Source organism: Siphonobacter sp. BAB-5405, assembly GCF_002872335.1.
Classification (GTDB): Bacteria; Bacteroidota; Bacteroidia; order Cytophagales; family Spirosomataceae; genus Siphonobacter.
Genome location: NZ_NJAG01000005.1, coordinates 1 through 12,702, shown reverse-complemented (window position 1 = coordinate 12,702; position 12,702 = coordinate 1). Strand labels below are relative to the sequence as shown.

Annotated in this window: 8 protein-coding genes; 6 read left to right on the top strand and 2 right to left on the bottom strand. The window is 48.3% G+C overall.

Annotated features, from left to right (window positions below):
• The first annotated feature begins 1 nt into the window (after position 1).
• On the top strand, positions 2 to 583 hold the full coding sequence (gene nudK, locus BWI97_RS04080; RefSeq protein ID WP_102200138.1) for a GDP-mannose pyrophosphatase NudK: 582 nt from the start codon (positions 2 to 4) through the stop codon (positions 581 to 583).
• A gap of 91 nt (positions 584 to 674) precedes the next feature.
• Entirely contained in the window at positions 675 to 1,211 is a 537-nt protein-coding gene (locus tag BWI97_RS04075) for a hypothetical protein (RefSeq protein ID WP_102200137.1), read from the top strand.
• Between the two features lie 120 nt (positions 1,212 to 1,331).
• Here BWI97_RS04075 and BWI97_RS04070 read toward each other — a convergent pair whose 3' ends face one another.
• Positions 1,332 to 5,540: a M4 family metallopeptidase gene (locus BWI97_RS04070; protein WP_102200136.1), complete on the bottom strand. Its 4,209-nt coding sequence runs from the start codon at positions 5,538 to 5,540 to the stop codon at positions 1,332 to 1,334.
• A gap of 300 nt (positions 5,541 to 5,840) precedes the next feature.
• On the opposite strand from BWI97_RS04070, the gene BWI97_RS04065 reads away from it, so the two are divergent.
• Positions 5,841 to 6,974, top strand: coding sequence for a glycoside hydrolase family 18 protein (locus tag BWI97_RS04065; protein WP_102200135.1), 1,134 nt, complete (start codon positions 5,841 to 5,843; stop codon positions 6,972 to 6,974).
• Positions 6,975 to 7,046: 72 nt separating this feature from the next.
• Here BWI97_RS04065 and aqpZ read toward each other — a convergent pair whose 3' ends face one another.
• Positions 7,047 to 7,787, bottom strand: coding sequence for an aquaporin Z (gene aqpZ / locus BWI97_RS04060; RefSeq protein WP_094812295.1), 741 nt, complete (start codon positions 7,785 to 7,787; stop codon positions 7,047 to 7,049).
• A gap of 271 nt (positions 7,788 to 8,058) precedes the next feature.
• Here aqpZ and BWI97_RS04055 point away from each other — a divergent pair, with 271 nt between their 5' ends.
• From BWI97_RS04055 to BWI97_RS04045, 3 genes are all read left to right on the top strand, one after another.
• A complete protein-coding gene (locus BWI97_RS04055) occupies positions 8,059 to 10,167 on the top strand; it encodes a M3 family metallopeptidase (protein WP_102200259.1) in 2,109 nt (702 codons plus the stop codon).
• A gap of 211 nt (positions 10,168 to 10,378) precedes the next feature.
• Positions 10,379 to 11,425 (top strand): bile acid:sodium symporter family protein, encoded by a 1,047-nt coding sequence (locus BWI97_RS04050; RefSeq protein ID WP_102200134.1) that lies wholly within the window; start codon positions 10,379 to 10,381, stop codon positions 11,423 to 11,425.
• 43 nt (positions 11,426 to 11,468) lie between these two features.
• Positions 11,469 to 12,581 (top strand): MBL fold metallo-hydrolase, encoded by a 1,113-nt coding sequence (locus BWI97_RS04045; RefSeq protein ID WP_102200133.1) that lies wholly within the window; start codon positions 11,469 to 11,471, stop codon positions 12,579 to 12,581.
• The last annotated feature ends 121 nt before the right edge of the window (positions 12,582 to 12,702 follow it).

The following is a 12,702-nucleotide window of genomic DNA, read 5'->3' as shown; positions in this document are numbered from 1 at the left end:
TATGAATACCGTTCAAATTGTCAGTACAGAAATCCTTTCCGACAACTGGTATACCCTACGTAAAGTCACCTTCGATTACCCTAAGAAAGACGGTTCCTGGCAGCGACAGTCGCGGGAATGTTATGACCGGGGAAACGGAGCGGTAATCCTGCTGTATAATCGCGAAAAGAATACGGTCATTCTGACGGAACAATTCCGTATGCCCACCTACGTGAATGGCAATGCCAGCGGTATGCTCATCGAAGCCTGTGCGGGTTTACTCGATGCCGATAGCCCGGAGGACTGTATCCGTCGCGAAACGGAGGAAGAAACGGGCTACCGCGTTACGCAGCCCGAGCGGGTGTTTGAGTTATATATGAGTCCGGGTTCGGTTACCGAGATCCTGTATTTTTTCATCGCGGAATACGAGGATACGCACCGGATCAACCAAGGGGGTGGGGTAGTGGAAGAAGAAGACATTCGGGTCCTGGAGTTGCCTTTCCCCCAGGCTTTGCAAATGATAGGAAGTGGTGAAATCAAAGATGCGAAGACCGTCTTGTTGCTTCAATTTCTCCAATTGAACGGTCGAATGAAATGTGAGTAGATGTAATTAGTTGTAGTCTGTTTTTAAGCTTTGTTTTCTATACGGGTAACAGGAATACTAGTATATTTAAGGCTAATAGCTTACTGAGACTATGAAAAAAATCGTTCGTACTTTCTGTCTTGTCTTCCCGCTTCTATCCTTTATCCATTGTGAAAAGGAAACAGAAGGCGTACGCATCAGCCAGGCAGTACTTTTTGAAGTAACGTACACCAATCAGGCCTGGGGAAAACAGCAAAAAGGGTTCCTGATTGACAGGTCCGGAAACATACAGGTTTTTCAAAATCCGAGCCGCTGGAATTGGGCCGAACCGAATAAAGGCCTGACGGTAAGTGAGGTGCAGGAAAATATGGAGCAAACTACTCCAATGGGCGAACCTATTTCGGCGGTAGTGCTACAAACGTACGCTTCTAAAATTAATGCATTAGACGCCGAACATTTTAGTAAACGTACAAACCGGGGGAATGACCAGGGATCGAGGCAGTATTACGCCTATCGATACGACGCAGAAAAGCAAATGTACTGGCCGATTCTGTTGCAGGAAACGGGGGACTGGGAAACGAAAAATACGGATGCCGCCGCTGAGGAACTAACTACCTGGCTCATGAGTGTTGAAAAAGAACTTAAGTAACAGGAAAAGATCTAATAAAAGAAAACCTCCCGAGTGCAGGCTCGGGAGGTTTTCTTTTTGTCCGTTGGGGAGGCAGGAAATGGCTTCACCAGCGGGTGTTGTTTGGACGATTTATGCCCATCAGTATTTGATGATGGAAAGCGTATAGCGATCGACTTCATCCTGGAGGATGATCCGGTATACTCCCGGAGGAAGCTGACTCAGGTCTGTCTGGAGGGTACCCTCTTTCAACTGGGTATATTGCTGGTGCAGTACCTGCTGGCCTACGGCGTTTACCACGATTAAATCGACTGCTTCGGTTTTAACATCGGGCAGTTTGATGGTCAGCCAGGCGTGGACGGGGTTGGGTGAACCCACCAGATTACGTAGCACACGCGAGTCTACTGAAATCACTTTGCTATAGGTCGAGGCACCGTTAAAATCGACTTGTTTGAGTCGGTAATACTGAATGCCGCTGGAAACCTTACGATCCACATACTGGTACCTCTGAAGCGTGTTGGCATTGCCAACTCCCTGGATTCGGGCAATTGCTTCAAAAGCCTGGCCCTTCGTAGCACGTTCCAGAATAAAAGAATCATTTTGTGATTCCTTTGCTGTACTCCACTGAAGCAGGTTTCCTTCAGGAATAGACTTGCCCTGGAATTCAACCAGCGTGACGGGAAGGGCACCTTCGAACGGAGCATCCGACATGCCAAATCCAGAAAAGCCGGACTGAAACCGGGATTTGAACGCATAATGGCCGTAGAAGGCGGAACTGGCAAATTTCTGAGTCGAAGAATTAGACGCATTATTCGTATTGCCAATCGAACCCGTGCTTTTGCCCATGGACTTAATCTGGTCACCGTTGAAAGAAGGCAACTCATCCGATTGGTAGTAGAGCGTGATTTCGTATTCGCCCGAGGGATTGTTAGTCGTCGGTGTTATTTTAAAAGTTTTATTCGTGATTTTATAGGTATCAAACCAGGGAGTCGCATCCGTACCTTGACGATCCACCGCTACGGTGGTACAGCCGTAATCATGATCCGTCAGGTTTTTAATTTTAGTAACCACTCGCCCTGAAGTAGGATCGTAGAAGTAAACGGTTGCTTTAGGGCCCAGGTACTTTTGATCCGGTGCTGATGTATTGACGGAGGTCTGAATTTGTGGCGTACCGGTCACTTTTACATTATCAATCGCCCAGTAATAGTCAAACTTCGCCAGGTACCGGAATCGGATCTTCATCGCTGCATTGGCGTAGGCAGTAGGAATCGTGAGCGTTCTCGTATTCGGAGAGCCAAAAGATCCTTTCGATCCGGTAGTTTCCGTTTGTACATCTAACGTTTGCCAGGAATTCCCATCCCATATTTCGGTTATCCCTTGTTCATCGTAGTCAGTTGAACCCCTGTAAACGCGGAAATACTGATCGAAAGAAAGTTTCAGGTCTGAGAATCCGAGGGTATTGAATGGGGGTGATTCCACGATCTCATCCATCATATCGCCCCTCGTGGCGTTGCTATTCACGAACAAAAATGGGGTGTTGTACAGGGCTTGATAATAGCGAGTGCCCCCCGTACTGTATGTATAATAAGGTACGCGTTCCCAGGTTGGGCTGGAATTTCCCCCATTGGTGATGGTCCAGTTTTCAAGGCTATTATTAAAGTTGGCCGAATAAAGGGTGCCTCCAAAGTTCTCCGGATCAATTTCCTTATCGTGGATGGTTAACGTGTGGGTTTGGAGTGTTCCTCCCGCAAATCCATCCCCTCCATTTGCATGGACCGTATACCGCCACTGAATTGTTTCATCGCCCTCCACATTACCATCGCTGTACATTCGGACCGTAATTTGTTTGGAGAGCTGGCCAGCCTGCAAGGTGACCGAAGTCGGGGAAAACGTATAATCTATTCCCTGAGTAGCGGTACCGCCAGGGTTCTGAAGCGTAACCGTTACGGGTTGAGAGGGGGCTTTGTCAATGACGATTTCAATCGTTTTTTCCACGTATTTACGACAGTTATCGGGAGTCGTCGCTTCCGCTTCATTGAGCTGCGATTCTGCCAGGGCAAAGTGAACGGCTGGTAGGGCACAGGAATACACACTGACGTCGTCAATGTACCATCCGTACCAACCCACGCCACAGTCGGTACCCATATCCCAACGGAGTTGAATGGTTTGTCCGGCAGCCAGCCCTAGTGCCGTTAAGTCAATGCGGCTTTCAATCCAGCCACTTGAATTGCTCGATCGGTCTCCCCCCGTAAAGGCGAACTGGCCTTGCAGCGGATTTGTATTGTCCTGGGCACTGGTAAACAATTGGGAAGGATACGCATTCACCAGGAAGGCATCGGATGGAACCAGTGTCCACGACCCATCACCAATCTTGTATTTGATGTTCCCTCCGTCGTAATCTGGTTCCAGTGCAATGTAGTGCTTGAAAGCCAGGTTGAAAGGGCCAGAAGCGTTCGCCGGAATGGTAATGGTGGGGCTATACAAACGAAGAACGCCCCTTTCTGATACCGTTGAGCAGTCGCCCGAATTAGGGTCGGTTGCAAACGCGGCATGTCCGGGGCGATTTACTAGTGAAGTGGATTTTACCTCCCATTGACGCGGCGTGAAAGTACCGTTTGTGTCGAGGGTAGCGACCGTCCAGCCGTCCATACCACTTTCAAAATCCTCGTAGAAAAACGCTTTACCGGGCAGGGAGCCGTCGCAATTATCGGCAACGGGCTTGTACAGGCTGGTGAAGTCGCAGTCAGTATTCGCGAGTCGTAATTCAACGGCTTTAATAACCTTACCGAGCTCCTCCACATCGTTCGAGGTAATCGTTTGTCCGGAGAAGCCAGGATCATTCGAAGCCGTAGAAAGGGCTTTTAGATTGATGCCAATCAGATCATTAGCCGAGGCTTCCAGGGCATTAGCCTGGACCGTAAAATCGCTCGTTCGGGTCAGGTATACCCTTTGTGTCCGCCAGAAAATATGAGCGGCCTTGGTTAGGCCAATGCCGTTAATCGTATAGCCATTATAGGTACCTCCGTCAACAAGCAGGGCGTAGGCGTGATTGAGTACGCCTGAGTTTGCGTGTACACCTCCTCTGTCGGAGGGAATGCAGCGGTATTGTGGATCGGAAACTTTTCCCGGATCTCCGTGACAGGTAGGATCCCACATATCGCGGAGGGCCCCACCAAAAGCCGTGGCTTTTTCTCCCACCTGCCATCGGCTGGAACTCCCGCAACTCGTTCGTACGGAAAGATTCTCATCCTCATCCATGTAGCCGTTAAGCAAATCGACGGTTTCGCCCCAAATATCGGAATAGGATTCATTCAGAGCCCCCGATTGCCAGGCGTAAATCAGACCACTCGTGTATTGGGTGTAGGCATGACCCCATTCGTGGGCCACGACGTCGTCAGCGGCTGTGCCGTCGCAATAGTTAGTCGTGCTGCCATTCCAGCTCGCATTGGGGCAGGCAATTTGCGGGTCGTTGTTGACCGTTCGCATGGGTGCATCTTTGTTATCGTATGAAACGTAGCCGAAGGCATTTTTCATCAGATTGTAGATGTTCCCAGCGGATTCGATTTCGGATTGTTGCCATTTATTCAGCGAACCCGGGAAAGGATCGCCTTCTTTCCAAATGACGTTAGACCGGTTGTTTTCTGATAACTCACGATGAATCCCGTGAATGCCCGTAAATTGCTCTACGACTTCACCCGTATGGGCATCGACGAAGACAAATTCCCGTACATTGACATCATTAGTAACTTCCACCTCATACACCAGATGGATCGCTCCGGGATAGCCCTGCAGCAACCCTTTCTGAAAAATATATAAGGTTGACTGACGCACTTTCAATGGCGACTGGGTGCCTGTCGGTAACTCAATATTTTTCAATGCCCGCTCCTCAACGATTTGTTGCGAAAGCGTGGGCTTCGGATTTACTTTAATACCCGGAATAAAATTTCCATTGACGGAAGTTAATGCCCCTCCCTGATCATAATGGAATCTTAAAACGCCGTCGAAGATGGGTACACCCGCGTACAACTGTTGGAGGCTAATGTGTTCGATTCCGTAAAGGTCCTTTTGCGATTGCTGCGGACTGAATAAATCCATACCCGAACGAATACCGTAGAGTTTGGCCTGTTGAGTTAAGAATGCCAGTGATTTATCCTGAACGTCGCTACCTGGGAGTACTAAAGCCCGTGCGGAGGGGAGACGGATAAAGTTCACGTTTTGATTAACCGGGCTGATGGATACAAAAGAACCCGTTTGACTGGTAAACGCCTGAATGGTTTCCTTAGCTACGCGTTGAGCAAAGGTTGTGGCATGAAAGAAGATGAGAAAAAATAGAAGTAATACGTGCTTCATACAGGGAGCCCAAAGGTTAGATAAAAAGTCTTATTCAATATAATGTCGACAAGTAAGTAATATCCTAAGAAAGGTGCAAAAGCGGAGTATAAATAGCTATGACGTATAGTTTTAAACTGTGTATTTATATGCAAAAAGGCTGGTGAATAAGATTTTGAGGAAGTAAAATCTTATTCATGTATAGGGGATGGTTAGATCGGATTTAGATGAAGCAGGAGACAGGACAAGGCTGTTATTCGGTGACTGATCTGGTTCATACTGCAGAATACGGCGTACCTTTATCCACTAAACTTTCTTCACATGCTTAAATATCTTTCTCTAATCCTGATGCTGTTCTTTTGTACGGCAGGGGCCTTCGGGCAATCCAAAAAATACGTAGTAATCGGTTACGTGACGGGCGGTGGCTGGACCAGGGAAAGCCTGGAAGCGGATGCAAAAAAAATGACGCACATCAATTTTGCCTTTGCCGTACCTAACGAGGCAGGTGTACTGGCTCCTTTGAACCAACGCGACGTAAAAACGCTCAAAGCTCTGGATGCTCTGCGTAGCGTCAATAAAGACCTGAAACTGCTCATTTCCATTGGGGGCTGGGGCGGTTGCAAGTACTTTTCGGACGTTTCGGTGAATGAACCGGCCCGTCAGAAATTTGCCAAAAGCTGTATGCAACTCCTGAATGAGTATCACCTCGATGGCGTGGATATTGACTGGGAGTACCCCGCTCAGGTCGGAGCCGGAAACATTTTTCGTCCGGAAGACAAGCAGAATTATACGTTGTTGTTGAAGACCCTACGCGAACACCTGGATGCCCAGGAAAAGAAAAACAAGCGACTGAAATCCAATCCGTATTTGCTGACTTCGGCCACCGGTGGTGATACAGCTTTTGTCAGTCATACGGAGCTGGGCAAGGCGGCGAAATACCTCGATTACGTGAACATCATGACTTACGATCTGTACCATGGCAATGATGTAGTAACGGGGCATCACAGTCCACTGTACCAGTCTAAGTTAGGGGATCATTCGCGGAACAGTTCGGATGATGCGGTAAAAGGTCACGTGAAAGCAGGCGTGCCCATCGGTAAAATCGTTTTAGGCGTACCCTTCTACGGTCGCGGCTGGACGAACGTGAAGCCCGAGCAAAACGGGCTGTTTCAACCGACAACCAATACCAAACATTCCTTCACCAGCTACACGGAGTTGACGGACCAATACATCAATAAAAACGGCTATATCCGTCACTGGGACGAGGCTGCGAAAGTGCCTTACCTCTGGAATCCGGAAACCAAATCCTTCATTTCCTACTGCGATGAAGAGTCCATGCAATACAAAATGGACTATATCAAAAAGCAGGGGATGGCGGGCGTCATGTACTGGGAATACCAGCTCGACATGCCCGGCAAGAAACTACTCAACGAAGTAGTGGAAGGGTTGAAGTAAGAAAACATAAAGCAACAGAAAAGGGTACGTCCATAAAGACGTACCCTTTTCTGTATGAAGCCGTAGCTGCTTTTACTGATTATCTTCAATCAGTTCTTTCTGAATTTTATCATCCGAGAATCGTGGAGCTTCACTGTATACAAAGCGGTAGAAAATTCCCGCTACGATAGCTCCAGCAATCGGAGCCACGATGAATAGCCATAATTGAGACATCGCCCAATCCCCCACAAAAAGAGCCTGACTGATACTACGGGCCGGATTTACGGAGGTATTCGTTACCGGAATACTGATCAGGTGAACCAGCGTCAGTCCTAAACCAATGGCCAGACCGGCAAAACCCTTCGCTGCTTTTACGTCGGTAGCTCCCAAAATGATGATGAGAAACAGGAACGTCATGACAAATTCAGTTACAAACGCAGCCTGTAAAGAGTAGCCTCCGGGCGAATGTGTACCATAACCATTGGCGGCAAATCCGCCGCTTAGATCAAACCCGGCTTTACCACTGGCGATCAGATACAGAATGCCCGCTCCAGCAATGGCACCCAGGATTTGAGCCAGTAAATAAGGAATGAGTTCGCTGGCTTTGAATCGGCCACTGGCGAGAAATCCGAACGTAACGGCAGGATTAAGGTGAGCCCCTGAAATGTGACCTAAAGCGTAGGCAATTGTAACTACCGTAAGACCAAAGGCCAGGGATACGCCCACCAAACCAATGCCCACTTCAGGAAAAGCGGCCGCCAGTACTGCACTGCCGCAACCGCCCAGAACCAGCCATAAGGTGCCTACAAACTCAGCTGCAAATTTCTTTGTCATAAAAAAGATAAGTTAAAAGGTTAAAATGCTTAAGTATATTTTTGGTAGATACTGTAAGAAATACGTTAATATTTAGGTTTATTAAACTAATTGATGTGAAGGTAAAATGAGTCATAAGTAGGTAGGTATATTTTAGACGTATGGCAGGTATTTTACTTAGTATGACAGAAATCAGGCGATATAGCTTTTACCATTGGCGAAAGCGGTGGTTGTTCGACTCGCTTTTCAGCCGTACCTTGCTTCTTTTTTCAGCATCAACAACGCGTTACGAATGAAACTTCTGCTCCCGCTCATGGTGACTGCAACACTGGCGTTCGGACAGCCTCGTCCGGCTACGGACAATCCCTTTCTGGCAGCCTATACGACGCCCTTTGGTGTTCCGCCTTTTGATAAAATTCGCACGGAACATTTCCAGCCAGCTTTTGAAGAAGGCATGCGGCAACAGGCCTCTCAGATTCAGGCTCTGGTACGCCGTCGGGATATGCCAACGTTCGAGAATACCATCGTCGCCATGGATAACAGTGGCGAAATTCTGGATCGGGTTAGTACCGTATTTTACAATCTGAATTCGGCCAATACGAACGATGAAATTCAGAAGATCGCTCAGCAACTGGCTCCTCAATTGTCTAAACACCGGGATGATATTCAGTTGAATCCCGATCTGTTCAAGCGGGTAAAAGCCGTATACGATCAGCGGAAATCCCTGAAACTGACGCCCGAGCAACTGATGTTGCTGGAAAAAACCTACAAGAATTTCGTACGGAGTGGAGCGGCACTTTCGCCCGATAAACAGGCTCGCCTGCGGGAAATCAACCAGGAGCAATCCCTGCTGACACTGAAGTACGGTCAGAATTTGCTGGGTGAAAACAACGCCTACACGCTGGTGATCGATCAGCAATCCGATTTAAGCGGTTTACCCCAATCACTGATTGCCTCCGCTGCTGACGAAGCTAAAAAGCGGAATATGGCCGGTAAATGGGTTTTTACGCTCCAAAATCCGAGCGTCATGCCTTTCCTGCAATACGCGGATAATCGTTCGCTTCGTGAGAAAATCTTCAAGGCGTATATCGAACGGGCCAATCACAACGACGATCGCGACAACAAAGCCATCATTGCCAAGCTCGTCGCTCTACGAGCCGAACGGGCTCAGTTGCTGGGTTACGAAAATCACGCGGCGTACGTGCTGGAAGAAAGTATGGCTAAAACGCCCGCCAAGGTGAACGAACTGCTGAACCAACTGTGGACGGCTACCGTACCCGTGACTAAAAAAGAAGCCGCTGACTTACAGGCTTTGATGGACAAAGAGGGTAAAAACGAAAAACTCGCGGGCTGGGACTGGCGGTATTATGCCGAGAAACTTCGTAAGGAAAAATACAACCTCGACGAAGAAGAATTACGTCCGTATTTCTCACTGGAAAATGTGAAGCAGGGAATTTTTACGCTTTGTGAAAAATTATACGGCTTGAAGTTTACGCCTCTTGCTGACCTACCCGTGTACCACCCCGAAGCGATGGCGTACGAAGTGAAGGAAGCCAATGGCAAGCACGTGGGTATCATGTACATGGATTTCTTCCCCCGGGCCAGCAAACGTGGCGGGGCCTGGATGACCAGTTACCGGAAGCAGGAAGTGCAAAACGGGAAGTTTATCGCTCCCGTCGTATCCATCGTTTGTAACTTTTCGAAACCCGTAGGCAACGCTCCGGCTCTGTTGAGTATAGATGAGACGACGACCTTCTTCCACGAATTTGGTCACGCCCTGCACGGCTTACTGTCGAACGTCAATTACGGTAGTCTGTCCGGAACGTCGGTTCCGCGTGACTTTGTGGAGCTACCTTCGCAAATCATGGAAAACTGGGCTACTGAGCCAGAAATGCTGAAGCTTTACGCCAAACATTACCAAACGGGCGAAATCATTCCGGACGCTCTGGTCGAAAAACTTAAGAAAAGTAGCCTGTTCAATCAGGGCTTCCTGACCAGCGAATACCTGGCGGCTTCCATCCTCGACATGGCGTATCACACGCTGGCTCCCGGACAAACACCCAGCGACGTACTGACGTTCGAGAAGAATGCCATGGATAAAATCGGCCTGATCGAGCAGATTCCACCTCGCTACCGGAGTACGTACTTCCAGCACTCGTTCTCGGGCGGCTATTCGGCAGGTTATTACAGCTACATCTGGTCAGCAGTACTGGATGCGGATGCGTTTGAGGTTTTCAAACAAAAAGGTCTGTTTGACAAAAAATCGGCGGAAGCATTCCGTAAAAACGTACTTGAACGCGGCGGTACGGACGAGCCCATGAAGTTGTACAAAAACTTCCGGGGAGCCGAACCCGACATCAAACCACTACTGCGTCGTCGGGGCTTACTGACGAATATGTAGAAACCAATAAAGGTAAAGTACTGAAAAGCAGGATGCGGCTAGAATCGCATCCTGCTTTTATTTTTAGATTTCTGCTTCACAAATGGTTAGCTGAACGCTTATTTGTAGCTAATTCTGAATGACTGGATCGCAACCGAAGTTTCGTCGGTATGATCTTATTGAAAAGAATCGGATACTAAATCAGGAAAAGTATCCCACAAACTGCTCTGTTATGTCGAATGTATCCGCGTCTTCCCGTTCGTTCAATCCCTTGAAACTGCTCAGTAAAATTGGCCTGGACGGGTTCATTCTGGCCCTGCTGGGAATGATTCTCCTGGCGTATCTCTGGCCCGAAGGTGGACTGGGAGAAGGAACGTTTTCGTTATCCAATCTGGCTAACTACGGTGTTTCGCTGATCTTCTTTTTTTACGGATTACGACTGAGTAAGGAAAAACTAAAGGCTGGTCTTACCAATTGGCGGTTACATATTGTCGTCCACGTTAGTACCTTTATCCTGTTCCCGGTGCTGGTCTTAATCGCCAAAACCTTTCTGGAAAATGCCGACAACCAAATGGTGTGGATGGGCGTATTTTTTCTGTCTACCTTACCCTCAACAGTATCTTCTTCCGTAGTGATGGTCTCCATTGCGGAGGGAAACATTCCGGCGGCGATTTTCAACGCCAGCATTTCCAGTATCATGGGTGTGTTTATTACGCCGCTCTGGATGCAGGTTGTGAATACGGCAGGGGAAGGGGGCGAAAATCACCTCGGCGACATTATGGGTAAACTGATGTTACAGGTACTGTTACCCGTGATTGTGGGAATTGTACTCAACAAATACGGTGGAGCCTGGGCCGAGAGTAAGAAGAAGTTTCTTCGCTATTTCGATCAGACGACCATTCTGATTATTGTCTATACGGCTTTCTGTGAATCATTCGATCAACACCTGTTTAGCAACCTCAGCTGGGGTGATTTGTTGATACTGAGTGCAGGGATGTTAGTTTTGTTTTTTACGGGTTATTTTATCATTACGGGTATCTGTAATCTACTGGGATTCAATCGGGAAGATCGCATTACGGCGGTTTTTTGTGGCTCGAAAAAGTCATTGGTGCACGGTACCGTAATGTCTAAAGTTCTCTTTACCAATAGTGCGGCGTTAGGGATTCTGTTATTACCGCTGATGTTGTACCATGCCTTGCAATTGATCGTAGTGAGTGTGATGGCCCAACGAATGGCGGCCCAGCACCATTTGTCGGAAGGAACTACTTTAACGAATTGAGAATTACGTCGTCTGGAAAGCGTTGGACTTTCACTATTCCCCCATGAAAAAATTTAAAAAAGGCATGATTATTCTGCTGAGTACGCTTGTGATTTTAGGTTTGATTACGGTACTCGTCTTGCAGTTGCCCACCTTCGGAGGAACGGCTTCGGGGGGCCGGCTCGAACGAATTAAGCATTCGCCGAATTACAAAAACGGCACGTTTCAGTATCCGCTCGAAACGCCGATGATGAACCCGGAATCTTCCTGGTTTAAGCTCATCGCCGCCTATTTCAAACCCACCGAAGGGCGGGAGCCGGAACGGCCTTTACCGTCGGTGAAAACCAATCTGAAAACGCTAACCGGTACGGAACCCGTGCTGGTCTGGTTTGGACATTCGTCGTACTTCCTTCGCGTTAACGGAAAAAATCTGTTGGTAGATCCGGTTTTCAGCGGACGAACGTCGCCTTTTCAATTCGTGGGTTCGAAGGCCTATCCCTGTACGGAAATGTACGGAGCAGACGATTTCCCGGAGCTGGATGCCATCATTATTTCCCACGATCACTACGATCACCTGGATTATGATACGATCCTGAAGCTGGCTTCCCGAACCAAACATTTTCACGTGGCTCTGGGCGTAGGTTCACACCTGGAACGCTGGGGCGTGAAACCGGAAGCCATTACTGAATATGACTGGTACGAAGCCGGGAAAATCTCGGATGATCTTCAGTTGACCGCTACGCCGGGAAGACACTTTTCCGGTCGGGGACTCAAACGCGGACAGACGCTCTGGAATTCATACGTACTAAAAACACCTACGCAGACTATTTTTCTCGGTGGGGATTCGGGATACGGCCCTCACTTTAAGGAAATCGGTGAGAAATATGGTCCTTTTGATCTGGCTTTGCTGGAATGCGGGCAGTATAACCTGATGTGGCATTACATCCATATGATGCCCGAGGAAACGGTTCAGGCCGCCAAGGATTTAAAGGCCGAAGTACTGATGCCCGTACACTGGGGCAAGTTTACGCTGGCCTTACACCCCTGGAAAGAGCCCATCGAGCGGATGACAAAAAAAGCGAAAGAGGTTCAACAACCGATTACCACGCCCCGCATTGGTGAGCTAGTGCCGATTGGAGGTAACTATTCTACCGAACGTTGGTGGGAGGGATATTAGGGGTTGTGAGCGGCGGCCGCTGCGGTTTTCAGTTTTCAGTTTTCAGTTTTCAGTTTTCAGTTTCCAGTTTCCAGTTTCCAGTTTCCAGTTTCCCGTTTCCAGTTTTCAGTTTCAGTTTCCA

Excerpts from the sequence above, each read along its gene's own strand:
- BWI97_RS04075 (WP_102200137.1), top strand. The coding sequence starts at position 675 with ATGAAAAAAATCGTTCGTACTTTCTGTCTTGTCTTCCCGCTTCTATCC.
- BWI97_RS04070 (WP_102200136.1), bottom strand. The coding sequence starts at position 5,540 with ATGAAGCACGTATTACTTCTATTTTTTCTCATCTTCTTTCATGCCACA.
- BWI97_RS04045 (WP_102200133.1), top strand. The coding sequence starts at position 11,469 with ATGAAAAAATTTAAAAAAGGCATGATTATTCTGCTGAGTACGCTTGTG.
- BWI97_RS04050 (WP_102200134.1), top strand. The coding sequence starts at position 10,379 with ATGTCGAATGTATCCGCGTCTTCCCGTTCGTTCAATCCCTTGAAACTG.
- BWI97_RS04065 (WP_102200135.1), top strand. The coding sequence starts at position 5,841 with ATGCTTAAATATCTTTCTCTAATCCTGATGCTGTTCTTTTGTACGGCA.
- nudK (WP_102200138.1), top strand. The coding sequence starts at position 2 with ATGAATACCGTTCAAATTGTCAGTACAGAAATCCTTTCCGACAACTGG.
- BWI97_RS04055 (WP_102200259.1), top strand. The coding sequence starts at position 8,059 with ATGAAACTTCTGCTCCCGCTCATGGTGACTGCAACACTGGCGTTCGGA.
- aqpZ (WP_094812295.1), bottom strand. The coding sequence starts at position 7,787 with ATGACAAAGAAATTTGCAGCTGAGTTTGTAGGCACCTTATGGCTGGTT.